General features: G+C 51.5%; 28 protein-coding genes. 23 read left to right on the forward strand and 5 right to left on the reverse strand.

Going from position 1 to position 21,845, the window contains the following annotated elements:
• Nucleotides 1-95 precede the first annotated feature (95 nt).
• Entirely contained in the window at nt 96-293 is a 198-nt protein-coding gene (locus F0Q32_RS20340; RefSeq protein WP_149464520.1) for a hypothetical protein, read from the forward strand.
• On the opposite strand, the gene F0Q32_RS20345 is transcribed toward F0Q32_RS20340, so the two are convergent.
• The 3 genes from F0Q32_RS20345 to F0Q32_RS20355 are packed head-to-tail and all read right to left on the reverse strand — an operon-like array spanning nt 273 to nt 3,411.
• Complete coding sequence (locus tag F0Q32_RS20345; RefSeq protein ID WP_149464521.1) at nt 273-590, reverse strand: ogr/Delta-like zinc finger family protein; 318 nt, start codon at nt 588-590, stop codon at nt 273-275. The genes F0Q32_RS20340 and F0Q32_RS20345 overlap by 21 nt on opposite strands.
• Nucleotides 587-1,642 carry a phage portal protein gene (locus tag F0Q32_RS20350; protein WP_149464522.1) on the reverse strand — a complete coding sequence of 352 codons (1,056 nt, stop codon included), beginning with the start codon at nt 1,640-1,642 and terminating at the stop codon, nt 587-589. Before F0Q32_RS20350 ends, F0Q32_RS20345 begins: the two co-directional genes overlap by 4 nt.
• Nucleotides 1,639-3,411: a terminase large subunit domain-containing protein gene (locus F0Q32_RS20355; RefSeq protein WP_149464523.1), complete on the reverse strand. Its 1,773-nt coding sequence runs from the start codon at nt 3,409-3,411 to the stop codon at nt 1,639-1,641. The genes F0Q32_RS20350 and F0Q32_RS20355 overlap by 4 nt, the downstream gene beginning before the upstream one ends.
• A 193-nt stretch (nt 3,412-3,604) precedes the next feature.
• Between F0Q32_RS20355 and F0Q32_RS20360 the strand changes: the two genes are divergently transcribed.
• The 22 genes from F0Q32_RS20360 (at nt 3,605) to F0Q32_RS20470 (ending at nt 20,821) form a co-directional block, all read left to right on the forward strand.
• Entirely contained in the window at nt 3,605-4,417 is an 813-nt protein-coding gene (locus F0Q32_RS20360) for a GPO family capsid scaffolding protein (protein ID WP_149464524.1), read from the forward strand.
• Between the two features lie 52 nt (nt 4,418-4,469).
• Nucleotides 4,470-5,492 (forward strand): phage major capsid protein, P2 family, encoded by a 1,023-nt coding sequence (locus F0Q32_RS20365; protein WP_149464525.1) that lies wholly within the window; start codon nt 4,470-4,472, stop codon nt 5,490-5,492.
• Nucleotides 5,493-5,495: 3 nt separating this feature from the next.
• Entirely contained in the window at nt 5,496-6,197 is a 702-nt protein-coding gene (gpM, locus tag F0Q32_RS20370) for a phage terminase small subunit (protein WP_149464526.1), read from the forward strand.
• A 91-nt stretch (nt 6,198-6,288) separates the two neighbouring features.
• Nucleotides 6,289-6,741: a head completion/stabilization protein gene (locus F0Q32_RS20375; protein WP_149464527.1), complete on the forward strand. Its 453-nt coding sequence runs from the start codon at nt 6,289-6,291 to the stop codon at nt 6,739-6,741.
• Nucleotides 6,738-7,244 (forward strand): phage tail protein, encoded by a 507-nt coding sequence (locus F0Q32_RS20380; RefSeq protein ID WP_149464528.1) that lies wholly within the window; start codon nt 6,738-6,740, stop codon nt 7,242-7,244. Before F0Q32_RS20375 ends, F0Q32_RS20380 begins: the two co-directional genes overlap by 4 nt.
• The gene (locus F0Q32_RS20385; RefSeq protein WP_149464529.1) at nt 7,241-7,954 is read left to right on the forward strand and encodes a hypothetical protein; all 714 of its coding nucleotides are present in this window, start codon (nt 7,241-7,243) and stop codon (nt 7,952-7,954) included. The genes F0Q32_RS20380 and F0Q32_RS20385 overlap by 4 nt, the downstream gene beginning before the upstream one ends.
• On the forward strand, nt 7,951-9,081 hold the full coding sequence (locus F0Q32_RS20390) for a DUF2586 domain-containing protein (protein ID WP_149464530.1): 1,131 nt from the start codon (nt 7,951-7,953) through the stop codon (nt 9,079-9,081). The genes F0Q32_RS20385 and F0Q32_RS20390 overlap by 4 nt, the downstream gene beginning before the upstream one ends.
• Nucleotides 9,078-9,533, forward strand: coding sequence for a phage protein (locus tag F0Q32_RS20395; RefSeq protein ID WP_149464531.1), 456 nt, complete (start codon nt 9,078-9,080; stop codon nt 9,531-9,533). The genes F0Q32_RS20390 and F0Q32_RS20395 overlap by 4 nt, the downstream gene beginning before the upstream one ends.
• A gap of 14 nt (nt 9,534-9,547) precedes the next feature.
• Nucleotides 9,548-9,847 (forward strand): phage holin family protein, encoded by a 300-nt coding sequence (locus F0Q32_RS20400; RefSeq protein WP_149464532.1) that lies wholly within the window; start codon nt 9,548-9,550, stop codon nt 9,845-9,847.
• The gene (locus F0Q32_RS20405; protein ID WP_149464533.1) at nt 9,834-10,172 is read left to right on the forward strand and encodes a M15 family metallopeptidase; all 339 of its coding nucleotides are present in this window, start codon (nt 9,834-9,836) and stop codon (nt 10,170-10,172) included. The genes F0Q32_RS20400 and F0Q32_RS20405 overlap by 14 nt, the downstream gene beginning before the upstream one ends.
• Nucleotides 10,172-10,504 carry a hypothetical protein gene (locus F0Q32_RS20410; protein ID WP_149464534.1) on the forward strand — a complete coding sequence of 111 codons (333 nt, stop codon included), beginning with the start codon at nt 10,172-10,174 and terminating at the stop codon, nt 10,502-10,504. The genes F0Q32_RS20405 and F0Q32_RS20410 overlap by 1 nt, the downstream gene beginning before the upstream one ends.
• Entirely contained in the window at nt 10,476-10,664 is a 189-nt protein-coding gene (locus F0Q32_RS20415; RefSeq protein WP_149464535.1) for a hypothetical protein, read from the forward strand. Before F0Q32_RS20410 ends, F0Q32_RS20415 begins: the two co-directional genes overlap by 29 nt.
• Complete coding sequence (locus F0Q32_RS20420; protein ID WP_149464536.1) at nt 10,651-10,908, forward strand: putative phage tail assembly chaperone; 258 nt, start codon at nt 10,651-10,653, stop codon at nt 10,906-10,908. The genes F0Q32_RS20415 and F0Q32_RS20420 overlap by 14 nt, the downstream gene beginning before the upstream one ends.
• A gap of 191 nt (nt 10,909-11,099) precedes the next feature.
• Nucleotides 11,100-13,187 carry a phage tail tape measure protein gene (locus F0Q32_RS20430; RefSeq protein WP_149464537.1) on the forward strand — a complete coding sequence of 696 codons (2,088 nt, stop codon included), beginning with the start codon at nt 11,100-11,102 and terminating at the stop codon, nt 13,185-13,187.
• Complete coding sequence (locus F0Q32_RS20435) at nt 13,184-13,513, forward strand: DUF2590 family protein (RefSeq protein ID WP_149464538.1); 330 nt, start codon at nt 13,184-13,186, stop codon at nt 13,511-13,513. Before F0Q32_RS20430 ends, F0Q32_RS20435 begins: the two co-directional genes overlap by 4 nt.
• Nucleotides 13,510-14,694: a baseplate J/gp47 family protein gene (locus tag F0Q32_RS20440; protein WP_149464539.1), complete on the forward strand. Its 1,185-nt coding sequence runs from the start codon at nt 13,510-13,512 to the stop codon at nt 14,692-14,694. Before F0Q32_RS20435 ends, F0Q32_RS20440 begins: the two co-directional genes overlap by 4 nt.
• On the forward strand, nt 14,687-15,274 hold the full coding sequence (locus tag F0Q32_RS20445) for a hypothetical protein (RefSeq protein ID WP_149464540.1): 588 nt from the start codon (nt 14,687-14,689) through the stop codon (nt 15,272-15,274). The genes F0Q32_RS20440 and F0Q32_RS20445 overlap by 8 nt, the downstream gene beginning before the upstream one ends.
• 10 nt (nt 15,275-15,284) lie before the next feature.
• Entirely contained in the window at nt 15,285-17,450 is a 2,166-nt protein-coding gene (locus tag F0Q32_RS26585) for a phage tail protein (RefSeq protein WP_255475678.1), read from the forward strand.
• 1 nt (nt 17,451) lies between these two features.
• Entirely contained in the window at nt 17,452-17,910 is a 459-nt protein-coding gene (locus F0Q32_RS20455) for a tail fiber assembly protein (protein WP_149464541.1), read from the forward strand.
• Nucleotides 17,900-18,625, forward strand: coding sequence for a hypothetical protein (locus F0Q32_RS20460; protein WP_149464542.1), 726 nt, complete (start codon nt 17,900-17,902; stop codon nt 18,623-18,625). The genes F0Q32_RS20455 and F0Q32_RS20460 overlap by 11 nt, the downstream gene beginning before the upstream one ends.
• Nucleotides 18,597-19,139 (forward strand): hypothetical protein, encoded by a 543-nt coding sequence (locus F0Q32_RS20465; RefSeq protein WP_149464543.1) that lies wholly within the window; start codon nt 18,597-18,599, stop codon nt 19,137-19,139. The genes F0Q32_RS20460 and F0Q32_RS20465 overlap by 29 nt, the downstream gene beginning before the upstream one ends.
• 2 nt (nt 19,140-19,141) lie before the next feature.
• Nucleotides 19,142-20,821, forward strand: coding sequence for a phage baseplate assembly protein V (locus F0Q32_RS20470; RefSeq protein WP_149464544.1), 1,680 nt, complete (start codon nt 19,142-19,144; stop codon nt 20,819-20,821).
• On the opposite strand, the gene F0Q32_RS20475 is transcribed toward F0Q32_RS20470, so the two are convergent.
• Both F0Q32_RS20475 and F0Q32_RS20485 read right to left on the reverse strand, forming a co-directional pair.
• On the reverse strand, nt 20,811-21,011 hold the full coding sequence (locus F0Q32_RS20475; RefSeq protein WP_149464545.1) for a hypothetical protein: 201 nt from the start codon (nt 21,009-21,011) through the stop codon (nt 20,811-20,813). The two genes, F0Q32_RS20470 and F0Q32_RS20475, sit on opposite strands and share 11 nt — an antisense overlap.
• A 324-nt stretch (nt 21,012-21,335) precedes the next feature.
• Nucleotides 21,336-21,593 carry a hypothetical protein gene (locus tag F0Q32_RS20485; protein ID WP_149464546.1) on the reverse strand — a complete coding sequence of 86 codons (258 nt, stop codon included), beginning with the start codon at nt 21,591-21,593 and terminating at the stop codon, nt 21,336-21,338.
• Between the last annotated feature and the right edge of the window lie 252 nt (nt 21,594-21,845).

Below are 21,845 nucleotides of genomic sequence, written 5' to 3' on the forward strand. Positions count from 1 at the left end.
TGCATACAGAAATACCTTAGAAAAATTTCGAATTCACAATTCGTGCTCAAAGGTGTACTGTATACTTATACAGTATTTTTTAGCGGGGGATCATAATGAATTTGTTGGAAGCGTCAGCAAGGATTGAGCGCATTGAATTGCTGGCCAAATTTGCCCATGCTGACAATATGAGTGTGAAAGAAAAAACTATCGCGCTGGTATGGATCGGGGAGATTGCTGAAGAGGTGATGCAGCACGTAAGGGAATTAAAAAACCCCCATTCAGGGGGCTTTTCAGGCGGAGGCTTTCAGTAAATCCAGTGCCATTTGCTTCTGATCGGGGGATAGCTGACTGAGAATGGTTTGCACCATAGCATCCCCCGCCTTTGCGCTGGGGCTTAGAGTGTGGGAGAACGTCAGATTCATAACAAAAGTATGCCCACACTCTACGTCTGCGCAGGCACAATAAATATCAGCAATCTGCCGGTGCTTTCGGTTGGTCTTACGAATAACAGCCTTTGCGCCGCATTCAGGACATTCAATTTTTAGTACGCGCATGTTCCAGGCTCCAGCAGTTAAATAATGCCTGGATTTTAACCTCTTTCGCCTCATTCCGCACCCTTATCTGTTGATTCATCGGCAAAATGTAGGTGCAGATGTGCCGGAACTTCTGGATCATTGTTAACGGCTGTTGCCATCCGGCGTTGGTGTGGGCGTGACTCGCTTTTTTTATAAACCCGTTCGACCTTTTCGGGGTCACCGAGTCCGGCAGTATTTTGCGGAACGATACCCGCCAGGCCAGCCGGGAAGCGGTGGGCGTTCAGGATATCCTGGGCGCTGATATTCTTAATGCTGGCAAATTCATCCTTTGCGGAAATATCCCCCATTTCAATGAATTTTATGGCGTCACCGTCACCGCCCGGAATATTCACCAGAATAGTGGAGAAGTTGCCGATCCCCTGGCTGTCACGCAGCTGCTGTTCAATCTCTTCTTCCAGTTCATCCGTCATATTCGGATCGCGTGTGTACAGGATGCCGCCCGTATGTGCGCCGTTATGGTAATAGCGGCGGCGGAATATCACCGCCTCACTGTTCAACAATGCAGAGTGAACCCCGCCGATATAATCCGGCAGGCCGTAGATATGCTGCTGCGGGTCGTACATCTTGATGAAAATAATATCGTCTTCAGGAAATACCAGCGGTTCCCCTTCCTGTAAAACAACATAATCACCCGGTACGTTCACCGTTTCTTCACGCACTTTACGGCGGCGGATGTAAAGGCCGGGAAGGGGTTCAAGCCCGATCACGTCTCCCCAGCCATTACGGATTTTGGCGATAGCCATATCCCCGAACGTCAGATAATCAAACACTGCGGCTTCCAGTTGGTCATATGTCAGACCGCCGCCGAGATAGTCAGATAAAATCATATTCTTACGGGCATGTATGATGCCGCCGTGCTGGCCGTTAAGGTTAATCAGCTGTGCCAGCGCCAGACGGTCAATCGGCTGTGTGTAGTGATCGGCGGCATTGTCATACCAGATTTCGTTGTAGTCGGTGCCGGTAGTCAGTACCGGTTCCGGCTTGCTGAATGTGATAATGCTCATTTTCTTGCCTGGCGCGACGCGCTGGCCTTTCTGCACGTACTTTTTGTTTTTCTTTTTCATGCTGCTTTCTTCATTCTCCAGCGGGATTTGGGTTTGTTTTCGTAGTTAAGCGGTTCGTTATGCAGCGCGTGCATGATTGCCCAGGCCGCTTCTGCGTGGCCGGTTTCCGGGCTGCGGTCTGCGACAAAGGTCATTGCCGCGCCGCTTTGGGTCGTGGTGCGTCGAATGGCCAGAAAGCTGGCCGCAATCTCTTTTTGTTCCTGATCCCATTCAATTCGCTGGCTTTCCACGGTGTCGGATGCCTTCAGTACCAGCTGGGTTTTTGTGTTGCGGTCATAGCGGATAGCCTCAATCACCCGCATGGCAAAGTGTTGAATATTGTCAAAAACGCCCTGTCCAATGCCGGTAACGTCAACGCCCAGGTAAGTGAAGTTGTACTGCTGGAATAGCTTCTCTATCTGCTTTGCCTGCCAGCGGAAATTCATGCCTTTCCAGTTGAAAACGCGCAGCACCCTGAATTTTTCAACGGCCAGCTGCGGCGGCGCGATAATCACAAAACAGGACAGGTCGCCGCTGCGGGCTGGGTCAAATCCGCCCCAAACCGGGCGATCGCCAAATGGCCGCGCCTTCTTAATGTCGTGATCCTGCCAGGTGGAAACATCGACGCCGCAGGCCGTCAGGTCGTCGAACGAAAAAACAGAGTCTTTGCTGTCCACGAAAACGCACATGTACAGCATATTGAATGTGTCAGTGTTGTAGCGGTTGCGCAGCTTCTCGATGCTGGCCAGGTTGAAGCCGCCAGCGATCGCATCTTCCATGGTGATGATGTAGCGCCACTGGCCATCCGGGCAAAGTCGGCCACCCGCGCGCATTTCGTCGAATGTCGGGAACGTCACTGCGCTGCGTTTTTTACTGCCACGTTTCCACTCTTCACCCGTCCAGAACGGATACGCCTGGTGCGTTTTGGCCGATGGGGTGGAAAAGTACGTGGTGCGCCATTTGTCGTGTGTGGCCATTGCGCTGGCCACTTCGTTCAGCTTCGCAAAGTTCGGAACCCAAAAATATTCATCGCAGTACAGATGGCCACTGTAAGATTGCGCGGTGTTTTTGTTGGTGGACAGGAAGCGTAGCTCTGCGCCGTTGCTTAAGCGGATCGGGTTGCCGGTCAGCGTGATGCCAAAATACTGCTCTGCGATATTGACGATATAGCTGCGGAATACTTCCGCCTGCGCTTTGGATGCCGAAAGAAAGATTTGCGGGTCGCCGGTCAGCACCGCATTTTCAAAGGCTTCAAACGCAAAATACCAGGTGGCACCGATCTGGCGCGATTTCAGTATGTTGCGGATTTGCTGGCCGATATTGAGGCGCAGACGTTTTTGATAGCCAAAAAGATGCTCATCCGCCCAGGTGTCAAAATCTTCTTTTGTCAGGCCGGAAATATCGTTTTTCTTGTACTTGCGTTTGCCCTTGCGTGGTTCGTCCTGATCCTGATTGCCTGCGCTGCGTTCGCCATCCGGCTGGCTGGCCATCTTCTCTTTATGCTTATTGCTTTGCGCGCGCAGCTTTACAGCGTGGGCGATCAGCAAGTCCATCTCTTTTAGTTCGGCTTCGGTTTTGTTGTCGCGCCCGGTCAGCAGCTGGTAGCGGCGTTCGATCGCCTCTTCAGTGCTTTCATGGCTGAGTAAATCCGCCCAGCCGTACTTTTCCGCCCAATAGTAAATAATCCGCGCATTAGGCAGATTTAAATCACTGGCGATCTCTTTCGGAGTGCTGCGGCGTAAATAAAGCGCCCGCGCAACCACTTTTAATTCTTCTGAATATTTAGCCATTCCGTGCCGGTTTATCCCTCTGTTTATCGTTAAGGGTAATTTTGCCAGTATTTTGCTGATTAATTTTTGTGGCGGTTCGTGACCGTTAGGTTATTGGCTTATATCCGAATTAACGCGAATTTATGCGGGTGCGGGGTTTTTCCTGATGGGTAATAATTCATTCGCAATATCACTACGGGCAAACAAGGGAAATATGTCACATCTGAAAACAGATTGGCTTTGTGTTGCCACTGAGGGGGATACGGTTGACGGCAGGGTTTTAGAACGTCAGTGGATTATTGATATGGGGGAAACCTATAACATTAAACACTACGGCGCTCTGATCTGGCCGGAGCATGAGGATGATATTGGCAATTTTGGCGAAGTACTTGAAACAATGTGGCAGGACGATGAAAACGGGCTTGCCCGGTTATTCGTCAGTATCTGCCCGAATATGCGCCTGATTTATGCCAACAATGAAGACCAGTTGCTCTATTTCTCCGTGGAACCAGAACACAACTGGCGCGGCAGCGGCCGCACATATCTTAAGGGGCTGGCGGTAACGGATCACCCGGCCAGCGTGGGAACCACGCGCTTACGTTTCAGTCAGCGCAAAAAACTTAATAAACAGGGTTATTACAGTTGCGTAATTACCCATGATGGAAAAATAAAACAGGAAGGATGCATGGCTAAGGGTAAAAACTGGCAGAGTATTTTTGGTATTAAGCCGAAATTTGAAGATGAATCCGGTGGCGATAATTCCGGTTCTGGTGGCGAAGATAAATTGCAGGCGCTGGCAAATGCGGTAAATGAGCTGGAAGGCCGTATTGAAACGCTGGAAACGAAAGTTAACGGTGTTCAGGAAGATGTAGACACGATTGCTGAGGTGGTGGATACAGAAGAGTTTTCCGCTATTCGTGATAATGCTGGTGAAATCGTGAAGCGCTTCTCTGAATTGGGTAACAAGTCACCGAAACAAAGTGGCCGCAACATTCCGGGTAAATCAGGCAAATTCAAATTCCTGTAATTCCATTCGGGCGGAAGTGATTTTTTAATATTGCATATATTCAAGGAGACATATGCTACTGAATAACCGTGCGCGGGATTTACTGGATAAATATTCTGCGGGAATGGCTGAGCAAATGGGGGCACGTGACCCCAGCCGCTTTTTCTCTCTGAATGACCCGCAGGAAAATGCGCTGCGTCTGGCGATGCTGGAATCAGTCGAATTTCTGGAAATGATTACCTGCCTCGACGTTGACCAGCTTTCTGGCCAGGTGATTTCTGTCGGTGCATCACAACTGCATACCGGCCGCAGTGAAACCGGGCGCTTTGTTCGTCAGGTGGGTGTTGATGGCAATACCTACGATCTGGTTGAAACGGACAGCTGCGCGGCGTTGCGCTGGGATTTGCTCTCTGTGTGGGCTAATGCCGGTAAGGAAGAAAACGAGTTTTTCAACCTGGTGCAAACCTTTTCCACGCAGGCTTTTGCGCTGGATATGTTGCGCATCGGCTTTAACGGTAAAACCCGCGCTAAAACCACAGATGCTATCGCCAATCCAAATGGCGAAGATGTAAACATCGGCTGGCATGAGCGCATGAAAACGCTGCTGGACGGTAACCAGATTATGACTGATGAAGTCGTGCTGGATCAGGCGGGTGATTATAAATCGCTGGATGCGATGGCGCAGGATTTGATTAACGCCAAAATTCCGGCGCAGTACCGCAATGACCCGCGCCTGGTGGTGCTGGTTGGTGCTGATCTGGTTGCTGCTGAACAGTATCGACTGTATCAGGCCGCAGACCGTCCGACAGAAAAAATTGCGGCGCAAATGCTGGGTAGCACCATTGCCGGGCGCAAGGCAATTATTCCGCCGTTCATGCCGGGTAAACGTATGGTGGTTACGCCTCTGAGTAACCTGCATATCTACACCCAGCGCAATACGCGCCAGCGTAAATCCCGCTTTGAAGATGACCGCAAACAATTTGAAAACAGCTATCTGCGCAATGAAGGCTACGCCATCGAAGTGCCGGAACTGTATGCGGCCATTGACGAATCGGCAGTGACCATCGGCGCAGTATCAGAGCCAGCGGAGGGCTGATAAATGGCACTTTCCCCGGCGCAACGTCATAACCAGCGTATCGCAATGCAACGCCAGCTGGCGCGTAATGAATCGGTTAACAGCACGGATAGCCTGCATGTGCAGCTTCAGGAACTGGAAACGGATATTACCTATCTGCGCACGCTGCAGACTATCGCGGATCGCGTTGTTCACAAGCGCACCAGTTTGCTACCGCGCTGGCGTCCAACTGTGGAAGCGTATCTGGCCAGTGGCCAGGTCTACGCAAACCCGGTTTTTGCCTGGTGCATTATCTGGCTGTTTGACGTGGGCGAGCTGGAAACCGCGCTGGAATGGGCTGATGTGGCAATTGACCAGCACCAGGCCACGCCTGATCGCCTGCGCAGTAACTTCCCCACGTTTGTGGCGGATACGGTGCTGGCATGGGCGCAGGAGTCTGCGGGGCGTGGGGAAAGTGTTGAGCCGTATTTCTCCCAAACGTTTGAACGTGTGGCAAGTCGCTGGCGATTGCACGAAGAGGTGACCGCAAAGTGGTTTAAGTTCGCCGGGTTGCAGCTGCTGAGAAGCGAGGAAAACCAGATTAATGCCGCGTCGGTTGATGATGTGGAACGGCTGGAAAAAGCTGATCGACTTCTGGCCACGGCGGAAAAATATTACGCGAAAGTAGGCGTAACAACTGCGCGAAGAAACATTGCGGCACGTATTCGCAAGCTGGCGCAGGGATAAGACTACCGCAAGCCAGGTGGGCGCGGTGGAGGGCATACGTGAAAGCGTGATGCGCCGTGGAAACCGGTCAGCCCACCTATTCGGAGCATAAATGTTTAGTGGCAAGCCGATTGATTATCAGGATGAAGTACTGGAGAACGCTGGATTTTGGCCAGACCTGAATCTTGCCGATTTTCAGTCACAGCGAAAGATTCCGGCTGATATCGATCCCGATACGGCGGCACAGGCACTGTTAACCGCTGCTGTGGAAGTGAATGCGGAGCTGGAAACGGTGGAAAGTGGCTGGCGGGCAAAGGGATACGTCGCCGCCACTGATGTACCGGGGGTGATGCTGAAAGGCGTTAACGGATTGTGCGCCCAGTACACAAAAGCGGTATTTGCCCGCGCAAAAGCGGATTTGATGGGGGAGTTTGCCACCATTGGACGCCGTGACAGCCATCCGGGGCAGGAAAGCACGGAAACCAAAGCAGGGTTACTGGCGGAAGCGTCCATTGTGATCCGTCGCATGAAAGGGCTTAAACGCGCCACAGTGAGGAAAGTATGAGCGGCACGCAGCTGGATAGCCTTACTGATTTCATGATGGCCAATGTGCCGAAACGGGCTATGAACAATTTCGATAGCGTAATGGATGAACTGGCGTTTATCCAGGCTGCAAAGGATTTGGGGCTGGATCAATACCGTCAGGCAATTATCCGCTATGACGCCGTATTGAGCTGGGAGCGCTTTCCATATCGGGAATGTGATCCGCGCCTGCTGATGTCGCTTCTGGCCGCCTGGCTGGATGAGGCTGACCGGGAATTGTTCGATGAAATCGGCATAACGGACGCCGATCCCCAATGGGATATCTCCGTGGACGATGAGAAAACCGCTACGGTGGTGCTCTCTGTTCCAATGGCCGAAGAACTGGTGATCCGCAGGGATGAAAAGGGGGAAATCCCCTGGCGCGGCGAGCGCTGGACGATGGCAGACGCAGAAATCTGGACGGCCTTAACGGCCACCATTTACAGCGTCGATCCAACCGGTGCAATCGTGGGAGAAAACGGGTGATTGTTGGCGGCGAGCTGAATAAACGCCAGCTGGCAGAAATGCGCAAGGCGCTGGCCAGTATGGATTTACCAGCTGCAAAGCGTCAACGCCTGATGTGGCGAATGGCCAAATATGGCGTTATCGCTGCGGCAAAGCGCAACGTTCGCAACCAGGAATCACCAGACGGCCAGGCATGGCCGGGGCGCAAAACAAGGCGTAAAGGGAAGATGCTGCGCAACATGCCAAAGCTGCTGCATATCCGGGAAATGCCGGAGATCCAGGGAGTACGGATTTATTTGCAGGGAGGAGGATACCGGAACGGGGAAACGCCGGTTCCTGCTGGCACGGTAGGCTACTCGCAACAGAATGGAATGCGGGTGCGTGTCAGTCGCAGCAGTCAGCCAGGGAAGGCCGGTGGCAGGGAGGGAAAACTTGCCACGGCGGCACAGGCCAAAAAGCTGCGTGCGCTGGGCTACCGGATTAAAACCGGTAAACGCTGGAAAAAGCCCACGATGCGGAAAATTACGGAAAGTATGCCGTACAACCAGGCTGGTCTGTTAATCCGCAAACTGAGCGGTAAGGCAGTGAAAACCAGCTGGGCGATTGATTTACCTGCCCGTGTATTCCTGGGCATGAATGACGATGAATTTAACAAAGCGCTGGCGCGGCAGCTGCAAGCCATAGGTTTTGGCTGGAATGTTAAGGCGCAGGATATTAAGGGGAAAACATGACCTGGCCAACAGTGACCGTCAACCAGGTAAACCAGCTACTGGGCGAAACAACGGAAGTTGAACGCACGCTGCTGTTTATCGGTTCCGGCACGGTAAATGTAGGTAAAACGCTGGCCGTCAACGCGCAGAGCGACTTTGACGAGCTGCTGGGTGCGGATGATAGCCCGCTGAAAAGCGATGTGATGGCCGCACAGGCTAACGCTGGTCAAAACTGGTGGGCGTTTATCCATGTGCTGGACGATGAAGAGGCGCAGGAAAGTGCCTGGGTGGATGCCGTAATGGCGGCGCAACTGGTGTGTTCTGTGGAAGGCGTGGTGTTGTGTGATGACATTATTTCTAAGACACAGATTAATCAGGCCGCGACTTTACGCGCAAACCTGATCGCGAAGTATGGCCGCTGGGTGTGGTTCATCCTGGCTGTTCAGGGAATGCAGGAAGATGAAAGCCAGGCTGATTATCTGGAACGGCTGGCGACCATTCAGGACGGTGCAGCGGAAAAATCGGTACAGCTGGTTCCCCGTATCTGGGGCAATGAACCGGGTGTACTGGCTGGCCGTCTCTGTAGTCGTGCGGTGACGATTGCCGACAGTCCGGCGCGAGTCAAGACGGGCGCACTGGTAAGCCTGGGCAGCGATGAGCTACCGCTTGATGGAGCGGGGCGCACTGTTGAAGTGGCAACACTCCAGGCGCTGGAAGCGAAGCGCTTTAGTGTGCCGATGTGGTATCCAGACTATGCAGGGTTTTACTGGTCAGATGGCCGCACGCTGGATGTGGAAGGGGGTGACTACCAAACCATTGAAACGGTGCGCATTGTGGATAAAGCCGCGCGGCGTGTGCGTTTACTGGCCATTGCCAAAATTGCGGATCGTTCTCTGAACAGTACGCCGGGAAGCATTGCCGCGCACCAGACGTATTTTTCGAAGCCACTGCGTGAAATGTCCACAGCGGCCAATATCAATGGTGTGTCGTTTCCTGGCGAAGTGAAACCGCCGCAGGATGGTGATGTGTCGATTGTCTGGAAAACCACTAAGGCCGTCGATATTTACATCGTGGTGCGCATCTATGAAACGCCGCTGACAATTACGATCAGCCTGTTGCTGGATGCCAGCCTGGAGAATGCCGCATGAGTAAACGTATTTCGGGTATGTCGTTTGATACCTACATTGATGGCGACCTTATTCACATTGAAAAAATCTCGCTGGATATCACCGATAACAGCGCCGCCGCGCAGACTCGCGGTGTACCTGATGGCCACGTTGATGGTGATGTGTCCGCAGAGGGTGAGATTGAAGTAAGTTCAAAGGTGCTTCAGGTACTGACGGCAAAAGCCAAAGCAGCGGGTTCATGGCGCGGTATTGAGCCGATGGATTTTCTGTTCTACGCCAAAGCCGGCAGCGAAGAAATGAAGGTGGAAACGTTCGGCAACAAGTTGCAGCTGAACAGTGTGCTGGATGTTGATCCCAAAGGCGGGAGCGTTTCAACGCACAAAATTAAGTATTTCGTGACCAGTCCTAAGTTCGTCAACATTAACGGCGTGCCTTATCTGGAATCGGAAGTGACGGAAAACCTGATCGGATAACGGGAAACGCAGGGATGCAGGAGCATGAAAAAACGCTTTATTCACTGGTGGTTATAGGTCTGCTGATCGCCGTGGGAAACGTGCTGGCCAGTAATGACCCCATTACACCGCGGCTTTTTATCAGTCGCATGATTTTGGGGAGTCTGGTTTCGGTGGTGGCCGGTGCTGTTTTACTTCAGGTGCCTGATGCCAGCCCGCTGGCCATTCAGGGGCTGGGAACCGGTATTGCCATTGCGGGCTATCAGGCTGTTGAAGTGTGGTTGCGCCGACGCGCAACAGGGAAAAAAGGAAAGAAAAACAATGACGTTAAGTGAAAAACAGGCACTGTTTACCGTAAAAATTGCACAGCTGATTAACTGGGCAGACGAGCGCGGCTATCGTCTTACATTTGGCGAGGCATACCGCACCCCGGAACAGGCGGCGCTGAATGCGAAGAAGGGCAGCGGCATTTCTAACAGTCTGCATACGCAGCGACTGGCCGTTGATTTCAATCTGTTCATTAATGGCCAGTACCAGTCCGACAGCGCCGCATACCGCCCGCTGGGTGAGTACTGGGAGACAATCGGCGGTGCATGGGGTGGCCGCTTCAGTAAGCCAGACGGTAACCACTTTAGCTTAGAGCATAACGGGGTACGCTGATGGATAAGGCGCTGGCGGGGTGGTTGTGTCTTGTCGTGCTGGCGCTGGGTATCGGCTGGCGGGTGGCGAACTGGCAGCGGGATAGCGTGGATTTGGCTATCAGCAAAACCGCCGCCGCTACCGGGGCGCAGATGGAAGCGATTGCCAGCGATTCAGGCAGGAAGCTGGAAGAAACTCTGGAGGTGTTAAGGAATGCAGCGCCCCGCGAAATTCACACGGAAGTGCTTAAGCCGATTTTTACTAACGTGTGCGTGTCTGATGAGTTTGTCAGCATGTACAACCGCGCCGCCGACGATACCGAACGTGCGTTATCAGGAAAACCTGAAAACTAAATGTGCGGTACAGCTGCCGCGCCTGACTGGCACGACGGGAAAAGATGCAGCTGATTTACTGATTATTTATCTGGATATGTACGGGCAGTGTGCTGCGCGTCATAACCAGCTTGTTGATGAAATTAAAATAAGGGAACGTATTATTTATGGAACAGATTAAACTTGTAGTTGCTGGCGTGGATATTGTTTTTGAACCAAACCAGACGGCCTATAACAAATTTATTAATGATATGGCGATGGATAATAAAGTCGCTCCTGCGCATAACTATTTAACCCGTATCGTTACCGCTGATACTAAAGAAGCATTAACGGAAGTTTTAAAACGTCCGGGTGCGGCGTTGCAGCTGGTTGCGAAAGTTAATGAAATTTATGCACCAGAGCTGGAAATTGAAGTAAAAAACTAAAAAAGCGAATCCGTGAAATTGAAAGTAACGGATTCGACCAGTATTTAATATTACGCCGTCATTATTTGCCACATGGTCAGGATAATACTGATGATATCGCCGCAGCGGTCTGGCTGGATAACCGCTACTGGGAATATATGGGTATAAGCGTGGCCAATGGTGTGGCAAAAGCATTTAAGGGTTCGGACTAAATGAAGCAATTAGATTTTACATTAAGCCTGGTTGATAAGCTGACGCGCCCGTTAAAACAGGCGCAAAGCAGCGTAACGGGCTTTGCTGATAAATCAAAGGCGGCATTTGGTCAGATTGGCGTTGGTGTTCTGGGGCTGGCGGGTGTCGGAATGGCTATCAAGGGCGCACTTTCTCCGGCCATTGAAATGTATGACGCTATCAATGATGCGGCGGCAAAGGGTATTGATAGTACAGCACTGCAAACGGTGCAGCGTGATGCGCTGCGCTTCAGCACGACATACGGCGCAAGCGCGGTGGAGTTTGTTAAATCCACGGAAGATATTAATACCGCCATTGCCGGGCTGACCGGAACGGAACTACCGAAAATAACCAAAGTGGCCAACACAATGGCCTTTGCCCTGAAATCCACGTCAGCAGAGGCGGCGGAATTTATGGGGCAGATGTTTGGCAACTTCTCCGCCGATGCGGCGCGGCTGGGTAAAGTCCAGTTTGCTGAACAGCTGGCCGGGAAAATGACCTACATGCGCCAGACGTTTGGCACGGAAATGGGAGCCATTAAAGACCTGATGGAAGGGGCGCGCGGCGTGGGTACTAACTACGGCGTCGGGCTGGATGAACAGCTGGCGGTGCTGGGGCAGTTGCACCGCACGTTAGGAACGGAAGCCAGCAGTTCTTACGAAGGGTTTATGACCGGTGCGATTGAGGGCGCGAAAAAACTGGGGCTGTCATTTAAAGACGCTGACGGGAAAATGCTCTCTATGCCGCAGATGTTGATAAAACTCCAGGGCAAATACGGCAAAAGTCTGGAGGGGAACCTGAAAGCACAGGCTGAACTTGATGCCGCGTTTGGTGACAGTTCGGCGGTGGTCAAACACCTTTACGGCAACGTGGCGCTGCTTCAGCGGAATATCACGGAGCTGGGCGGTTCTGACGGGCTGAAGCGCACGCAGGAAATGGCTGCGAAACTGGTTAAGCCGTGGGATCGCTTTGTTGAAATACTTAAAGCCATTCAGACTGTAATTGGATTGACGCTAATTCCTGTTCTGTATCCGGTATTAAACCGCCTGGCGGATATGGGTCAGACCTTTGCACGCTGGATGCAGCTGTTTCCTAATATTGCGCGTTATGTGGGTTACGCGGCGATGGCGCTGCTGAGTTTTGCTGCCGTGGGAGCGATAGCCAACGTTGTAATGGGTGTATCCACTTTTATTATGATGGGGTTACGTGGCGTCTGGCGGTTACTGACGTCCGTAACGAAAATTTACACCGCTACGCTGTGGCTGGCACAAAAAGCCGTCATGATTTGGCAGGGAGCGCTTAAGGCGCTGCGTGGCGTGCTGCTGGCGGTGCGAATGGCGGCGATTCTTTCTGGTGTGGCCATTAACTTTATGAGCTGGCCTATCCTGCTGGTCATCGGCGCGATTGCCTTGCTTGCAGTCGGTTGCTATCTGCTGATTAAGCACTGGGATCAGGTTAAGGCCGCTGTGATGGATAGCGCGGCATTCAAGGCTTGTGCCCAGGTAGTGGAATGGCTTTCCGGGGTGTTCTCTGATGCATGGGAATCCATTGCCAGCGGGTGGAACTGGTTTATCAATCTTCTTTCGGGGTTCTCACCATCTGAAGCGTTAGCCGGGATGGCCACGGGTATTGTCTCCGTGTTTGATAATATATGGGAATCCGTTAAAGCCAGTTTTTCAAAATCATGGGGCTGGATTGTCGGCAAGCTAAATAAAATACCCGGCGTTAATATTGATTTGGCTGCGTCAGGCGTACCCGATAAGACAAAGCCAGGCGCACCAGAAAGCATTTTACCGCCAGGGCTGGCAAAGCCAGCAGTGCCGGAAAGCGTGTTAAAGCCAGTTATCCAGAATAATGCGGCAGGTGATTCAACCAGTAATTTAACGGTCAATACGCTTTCGACGGGCGGTGAATTAAAAGGTGTGGAAAAAGGCGGTATTACTAAAACATTTAACAGTAATGCAAAAACGGTGACGGATAACAGCCGTAAAGTGGGTACGGTAAATATCTACCCGAAAGAAACTATGACACCAAATCAGCTAATGGAATGGCAGGAGCTTGGCGTATGAGTGAACCTCTCTACATTGATTTATTAATACAGAATGGCGATTTTGTTTTAAATACCGGGAATGAGCCAACATTGTGCAATAACCGCCAGAGTATTGGGCAGGATGTTATTCACTCAATTATTGAAAGTGGCCTTGCGACTGAATTAATTGCAGAGCGCAGCCCGGTGCTGCGTGCTGACCTTTTTACCCGTATTGAATTGCTGATTGAAGATGATGAACGCATTGTGCCGGGCACGGTGGAAATTAGTGAAGAAAGCCAGAAGCGACTATGGGTTACCGCGTCAACGTATGACTTTGGCGGGTTTACTGTGCAGGTGGATGCATGACGAATAAACCGGAAGTTGATTTTGAAGAGGTTGTGAAATCCAGCGGGATGCCGACAACCGCAGAAGATGTGCGCGCCCGGTTTAATGCTATCGCTGATGATGAGGGGATTATTACCAACACGTCGCGAATGTCTCCCTTCTGGCGACTTATAACGGCCATTGTTACCGCGCCAGTGCTCTGGCTGAAAGATGTGCTGGTTAACACCGTGATGGCCAATATGTTTGTGGCCACGGCTGGCGGTCAGATGCTGCGTCTGCTGGCCTGGGCGGTGAATATCACCGCAAAACCCGCCAGCGCTGCCGAAGGGGTGATCCGGTTTTACAAAGAGGATGTGAAAGCGGCTGTGACGGTTAAAGAGGGTGAGTTGATCCAGACGGAGCGCATTAACGGCAAGGTGTACGAAGTGGCCACGGTGGCCAGCGTCACTATCCCGTCAGGTTCAGCCAGTGTGTTAGTGCCGGTAATGGCAACAGGAAAGGGGGCTGCTTATAACCTGGCTCCCGGTTATTACCGGATTTTACCCGTGGCCATTGATGGGATCAGCCATGTGGCCAGTGAAGAGGACTGGCTGACCACGCCGGGCGCTGATGAAGAAAGCGATGATGAATTGCGTGAGCGCTGCCGGAACCAGTTCAACCTGGTGGGAAATTACCATACCGATGCCGTTTACCGTTCGATGATTGCCGGAGTGGCCGGACTGAGTATTGACCGAATTTATTTTGAGCATGACGCGCCACGCGGCCCCGGTACGGCAAATGCCTATCTGCTGCTGGATAGCGGTGTGGCGTCAGCGCCCTTTATTGAGGCGGTGAATGATTACGTGAACACGCAAGGCCACCACGGCCACGGCGATGATATGCAGTGCTTTGCCATGCCGGAGACGCGGCACACCCTGGCCGCGACAGTGTATGTCAGCACGTTAAGCAACATGACCGAAGAAGAAGCGCGAAACCTGAAAGAAGGGGTGGAAAACCTGATCCGCTGCGCGTTTCGTGAGAATGCGGATTATGACGTGATTAAGACCTGGCCATATTCCCGTTTTTCCTTCTCGCAGCTGGGGCGCGAGATGCATAAACGGTTTTCTGTGACGGATTCAGTGGAGTTTTCGCTGAAAGATATTACCAGCGAACTGAGCGTGCCGCGCCTGGCGTCTCTGACGGTGGAGCTGACTGATGAATGATTTTTTGCAGAAGCTGGCCAGCATGGTGCTGCCGTCCTGGATGGGAAGCGGTGAACCGCTGAAGCTGTTAAAAACGTTACGGCGATTTTGGGCGGAGGTTTACGGGTGGATCACCTGGCCGCTGAATCAGTTTGATCCGCTGACCTGTACCGTGCCGATTTTGGGTCTGATTGCGTATGACCGCGATATCACCCGCTTCAACGGGGAACCGCTGAAGCTGTTCAGAAAGCGCGTGGCCTATGCGTTTGTGAATGCTTCTGATGCGGGCTCAATTGAAGGGTTTATTAATATTTTCGCCCGGCTGGGGATTGGCTATGTCGAATTGCAGGAGCGTCAGGAGGGTATCGACTGGGATGTTATTACCGTCCGGGTAACGGATAGCCAGATTTCCGATAACACCCAGCTGCTGATGCAGATTATTCAGCAATATGGCCGCACGTGCCGACGCTACCGATTTGAAGTGATTACGTCAGAAAGCATGATGATTTGTGCCGGATGGGATCAGGGGGAATACGTCTGTTATCCGGCAACCCTGGCAGGAATGGAAACCAGCAGCGCAACGTTCAGCGCTAAGATTTAAGGAAGAAAGTATGTCACAGGCAGTTATTACGCTGGCGTTTGAGCAGTGGAAAGCGAAACAGGCCGCAACCGATGAGGCCGTTACGCTGGATGAGTTTGTTTTTGCGAATGTACCAGGGCTTGATATTGAAGCGCCGATTGACCGTGAAGAAGCCATGCCGCCAGCGGCGCAAATTGTGCACCGCCAGGCGGTAAGCCGTAAGGGCGTGGTGAATGATAATGCGGTTGTGCATTCGGTGGTACTGGGTGCAGATGTTGGTGATTTTACGTTTAACTGGGTTGGCCTGATTAACAAAGCCAGCGGCACGCTGGCCATGATTGTTCACGCGCCGGAACAGCAGAAGCTGAAAACAAAGGAAGGTCAGCAGGGCAACGTTTTAACCCGCTCGTTCCTGATGGAGTACAACGGGGCACAGGCTGAAACTCAGATCAATACCCCCGCAGAAACATGGCAGATTGATTTTACCGCCCGTATGGCCGGGATGGATGAGCGCCAGCGCCTGGAGAATCTTGATATCTACGGGGCGGGTGCATTCTTTGATGATGGCTACCTGGTTGCAAAAAGCGGTACGCAGTATTACATCACGAAAGGGGCTGGCTATGTGGCGGGGCTGCGCTCTGTGCTGGCTGCTAATCAGAATATCGTTATCGCTGCGAAGCCCGTTAAAGTCTGGTTGGATGTGTGCTGGTCTGGTTCGTTGACCAGCGTCTGGACGGTGCAAAGTAAAATTACTGTGGTTGCTAATCTTGCTGACTACGTGCAGAGCGGTGTTCAGCATTATGTGTTTGCAATTGCCAGCATTGACACTGCCGGGAATATTACCGACCTGCGCCCAAAAGGAACCCTGGGCGATCAGCAGGGTAATAAGGTATTTTTACGTAAAGATGCGAACCTGTCTGATTTAACTGATCCATCTAAAGCCCGGAATAGCCTTGAATTAAAAAAGGGTGCAGTGACCGACATAGTTACATCACCAGTCGATACAACGCCAGGCCGTATCCCCACGGTGGGCTGGATGGGGTTAGGTGGTGCTGAATTATCCATAGCTGACGGGACTGATATTTATAAATACTTTGCGTCTGCAAAATCTGGTTTTTATGGTGGAGGGGGAGCCTTAACGAACACCCTTACATATGGGTGGCATAGTTTTAAGTGGCAGCAACATGGGAGCGATAATAAATATGGGTTGTTATTAGAGTTTGGAGGTGATGGTAAGACGGCTGTTCATATTTATAATAATGCAAATGGTGATATGGTTAATCCGGAAAAATACTGGAGTGGGGGATTGTTATATGGCGAAAAAAACAAACCATCTGCTTCCGATGTGGGGGCATTACCGATTGGTGGCGGAACACTGGGTGGGCCTTTAACGGTAAATGGTGCTGTTCGGCTTGGTAGTATCGGCAACGGCATTTTGAATATAGGCGATAGTGATTCCGGGCTACGTAGTTCTGTTGATGGTCAGGTTGACCTGTGGGCGAATAACGTCAAAGTGGGTCACTGGAAAACGGGTACATTTTCTTTTACCGGGGAGTTTGTACCAACAAATTACGCTAACTTTGATGCAAGGTATCAGGTCAAAGGGGATTATATTGCACAAGATGTATGTAACGTCGCTGGCTTTAGAAGTGGTGATGTCACATTGCCTTATATGCGTCACACCTCATCTAATGCTGTCGTGGAGCTCGCAACTAAATCCTGGTCAACGACAACCTTTCAGCCAAAGGGGGATTACACCCCAGCAGGGCAGGCATATACCAAAGCAGAATCAGATGGCAGATATTATACAAAGGCACAGTCTGATGCGGGATATATGCCTAAAACCAGCGCTTATGTGAAAGCAGAGTCTGATGCACGCTACCAGCTAAAAAATACGGCAAGCAAAGCGGCAAATGGATGGCATAAAGATACAAGCACGGGTGTTATTACTCAGTGGGGAACAGCTTCTGGTGGCGGTGATGACCAGTATTATACTGTTAATACACCGATTGCATTTCCTGCTGCGTTTACATCTTTACAAGTGTTTCCGATTTACCCCGGTGCGATTACGGGTGCGCATACATTAACAACTCATGGAAAAATAAACTCAACGTCTCAATTTGGGTATGGTGTTTGCGATGGTTCAAGTAGCTCTGTCAGCGCACAGGGTGTCTACTGGGAAGCGAAAGGATATTAATATGGAAAATGAAGAAATAGAGATTTATTTCTACAGTGCTTTGAGAAATGCATTCTTCCCTGATGTTCTGCGTAATGGTTTTGAAGATGCCGGAACATGGCCAGATGATGCACTGGAAATATCTGATGATATTTATACGGAATTTGGACGTATGACAGCACCATACGGAAAAATCATGGTTGCGGGTGAAAATGGTTTGCCTGAATGGGCAGACATGAAACAGCCTGAGTTATCACAAGATGAGCTGATCGCAAAAGCTGAAGCAACTAAAACCCGCATTTTATCTGCGGCCACGCAGGTTATTTCCACGCTTGAAGATGCTGTGGATTTGGGTATCGCTACTGAAGCGGAAGAAGTTGCGCTGGTCGCGTGGAAAAAGTACCGGGTGTTAGTCAGACGCATCAAAACGGAGAACGCCCCGGATATTGACTGGCCGGAGGAACCGGAAGATGTGGCGTGAAGCAAAGCTGGCTTTTACTGACTCCATCGCCGCGCTGGATTGCTCAGTTGTTCCTGTTCATCCGTGGGTTTACGGACTGGGGCAACAAACGGAAAACGGGGATTATTTAAGCCCGGTAAACGCCGTTAAATACATGGCTGATAAGCTGGCGAGCGTGGGCGGTTCGGCTGATGTGATGATTATGATGGTGACGGCGCAGACGCAGGAAGCGTTTATGTCAAACCTCAGTCAGCTGGTTGATGTTTTTCCTGCCCCGGCGTTTACGCAGGTAAAGCGCCTGGCGCAGTCTGCGGCGCAGCTGGCTGCGGAGAAAATGCAGATCCCGTCCGGTTTTGGGGATGCTTTGCCAGCCGCTATCCCGTTATCGGTGGTTACCAGCCGTTCGGCGCTGGCCGCTGCGGAGATCAGCGATGCTAAAAAAGCCGCTGCGGCTGCTGTGGATATGATGGGGCTAAAAAAGCACCTGGCTGAATTTTCCGGGCTGCGGGATTTGCTGCTGAAAGAGGTTGAAGATTCGCTGGGGAATTTACAGGGAAAAAGTGCAAAAGCCTGGGTGTTTACTTCTGACGGCGATTTGACGGCCACGCTGCTGGAACTGGTTAAAAATATCCCGTTGCAGTCTGCGGTGTATACCGCAGGGGTAATGCTGGTTGGCGATAATTTACAGGGAATTAAGGGAATGATTCATGAACTCGATACCGACACTGGCGCTTAATGGTGAGGCCATTTTACTTAAAAATATGCGTGTCACGCTGACACAGCAATTTCAGGATAAAGACCAGTCCGGCCAGACAAGTGCGACAACAAAATCAGAGCAGGGCATGAAGGGCAAAGAGCTGCGCGTATCCGGTGAAGTGCCGTTTAAAACCCCTGAACTACTGAAGCGTATTTTTGAGCTGGCCACGGCGACAGATTCAGCGGGTAAGCGACAAAAATACCGGGTGGCGCACGATGTGGCCAGGGCGGTAAATTTCCGTGAGGCGACATTTACCGGAACGCTGGACGCCCCGCAGCAGGATGGCCGTATGTCATGGCTGGTAACTTTTACGCTGACTGAGCATATTTCTGTTCAGGAGAAAAAAGAATCCAGGGCGGCCGGGAAAAAGGCGGCGACAAAGCAAGGCGGCTCATCCGGTTCTGCCGGGCAGCAGACTGCTGGCGAGACTGAGGAAATGCTCACCTGGTTTGAGAAGAAAGTGCTTAAGCCAGTTAACGAGGCGCTGGGGTAAGAATGAAGCCGATTAAACGTCTTTACCTTTCAACGGATGAGATTCACATCGCTGATGCCAGCATGGTGCTGGAGTTAAACAGCTGTGGCCGTGGGTTCATTACGGCGGAGACAACAACGGACTATACCGGGAAGCTGGTGCGGCTGGATGTGGGGTATACCGATCTGATCCTGCGCTGGTTTACCGGATATGTTGAACGCTCGCAGCCCGCTGAAAATGGGTTTCAGCGTCTGTTTGTGCGTGAGCTGGTCGGCGTGTTTGAACGCATGTGGCCATGTTCTTTTCAGCACCCGACGTTGCGCAGCGTGGCCAGCTGGCTGGAAGAAAACAGCGGTATTACGGTAACCGTGCCGGATGCTGAATACACCGATAAACCGATCCCACACTTTACGCACAGCGGAACGGGATACCAGTTGCTGGATAATCTCGGTAAAGCCTTTGGGATAACAGATTACGTCTGGTATCAGCTGCCGGATGGTACGTTGTATGCTGGCGGTGCTGAAAAAGCGCTATTTGCCGATCGTCCGGTAGATATCCCTGCGGAATTTAGCCAGGGCGCAGCGGGAGGAAATTCCATAACGCTGCCGCTGGTTCAGAGTCTGCGCCCCGGTGTGGAAATGAACGGCGAGCGCGTCACAAAGGTACATCTTCAGAATGACACGATGGCGGTAACGTGGACGCCACGCAACCGCAAAACGGGTGCAGCACTGCAAAAAACACCCGCACAGCGCCAGATTGAAAGCCATTACCCGGAGCTGGCGTCAGGGTTGCATCTGCCAAAATTTGGCCGGGTGATGGCGCACAGCGAAGCGGTGAAAAGTGGTAATTTTGCTGATCCGTTCCGCCCTCGTTATTCCGTTGATGTGCAGCTGCTGGACGCTGACGGAAAGCCAGACACCAATACTCCGATTTACTCCGCTGTTCCGCTGCCAGTGCCGATGGCTGGCAATGACTCCGGGATGTTCCAGTTTCCGCACGTGGGCACGCAGGTGGAGATTGGCTTTACGGATGGCAGACCGGATAAGCCGTTTATTCGCCAGACCGTGCCAGAGGGTACAAGTTTGCCGGATGTGCAGCCAGGTGAGCAGCTGCAACAGCAGCGGGAGGAAGTGTCACAGCGTGTCACGGTGGCGGGTGACTGGGTACGCAAGACTGACCAGACGATCGATGAAACGTCAATGGCGCGAAGCGTCAAAGCGGATAAGGAAACCCGCGAGCTGGTAAGCCGCGAAACCACGGTTAAAGCCACTGATAAAATAACAGTGCTGGGAACGGCCACGCTAATGGCCGGAGCAATACAGCGGGTGTGTACCGGTGATTACAGTCAGGCCGTACAGGGTAGCCGTCTGGCCAGCATTGGCGGGAACGATGAAACCGAGATTACAGGAAGCAAAAAAGTAATCGCAGGTGCTGACCTGATAGAGCAAATCGGGAAGATTCGCAAAAGCGTGGCTGCCGTGAAACAGGAAATTATTGCCCCCTCTGTGTGGATTGGTTCCGGCGCTATCAACGTGGCACAGCTGATGTTAGATACGCTGGATGTGCTAAAAGAGCTGGCAACGCAGACCGCAGCCCACACGCACAGTAACACGGGAGCCCCGGTCAATGCGTCAGCCATTACGGCGACAGGCGCGACGGCCACAACACTAAGCGGGAAGTATTCACCCGTTATCAGCAAGTAACCCAAAGCCCGCGCCATGCGGGTTTTTTATTGCCCTCGTTATACCCCTCACCAGACGCCGCCAGCGCCACGCTGCGGTGATTCGTCGCTAATCCATTACACCGCAACATGATAAATAGATCGTGCTGACTGCGTAGCGCTGGCAGCGCCAGAGCATGACTAAATAAATCTTTCGCCGACGAAATCGGCACTACACCGCACCCGCCTGCGGGTTTTGGATCATAAAAATTTTTCAGTTTTATTTTTCTACAAACGGCAGCGCCAGGCCGCACCACTGCTGGCGGTTTGCCGGAGAACGGGAACTGAAAAGATTGAAAAGAATTTCACTGTTTTTCAGTTCAGTGGATCTGTGAAGGATCTAATGAAAAACATAACCAACAGAAAAATAAGGAGAAAATAAATTTTGCGTGGGTTTGCGTGGATCGTTTGCGGGAATTGCTGCTGACAATAAAAAACCCGCGCTGCCGGAGCTGGTGCGGGTTGTCAGTGTTTCAGGTACTTTTTCGAAACTGAAATTAATAATAATGACTGCGAACAATTTCGATGACTTCCTGCTCGTCTGCTGCTCCGGGAAAAACTGCGATTAAGTAGTCTTTGCCGTCAATGGTTATTCTTTGGATTGGCGCGTCATACATGCGTTCTAAAGTCGGTGGCATGTCTCGTTTAAATTCCCATGAATTTACCGATTTCATCATGGAGATATGCGTTAGCAATTCATCAACACTCCATTCCTCAACTTGTTTTTTATCGGTGATAACTATTATGTTTTTCATGCATCACAGCATCCATTTGGTGATTATGTGCGCATGTTACCTCAGCGCACACACAGTGCAAACCATAAACTGGTGAATATGGCTGAGTCATTATTGCGACATTAATGATGGTTGTTGTTTTTAATATGTTGTATTTAAAGGTTATTATTGTACTTAACAGACTATATTTTATAGCTATGGCTAAACGTTAAATTTTTGTACTCAGAGCACGATCCATTACAATGGGGGCAATTTATAAGATGCTTTGACGCG

The organism is Pseudocitrobacter sp. 73 (genome assembly GCF_008369545.1).
Taxonomy (GTDB): domain Bacteria; phylum Pseudomonadota; class Gammaproteobacteria; order Enterobacterales; family Enterobacteriaceae; genus Pseudocitrobacter; species Pseudocitrobacter vendiensis.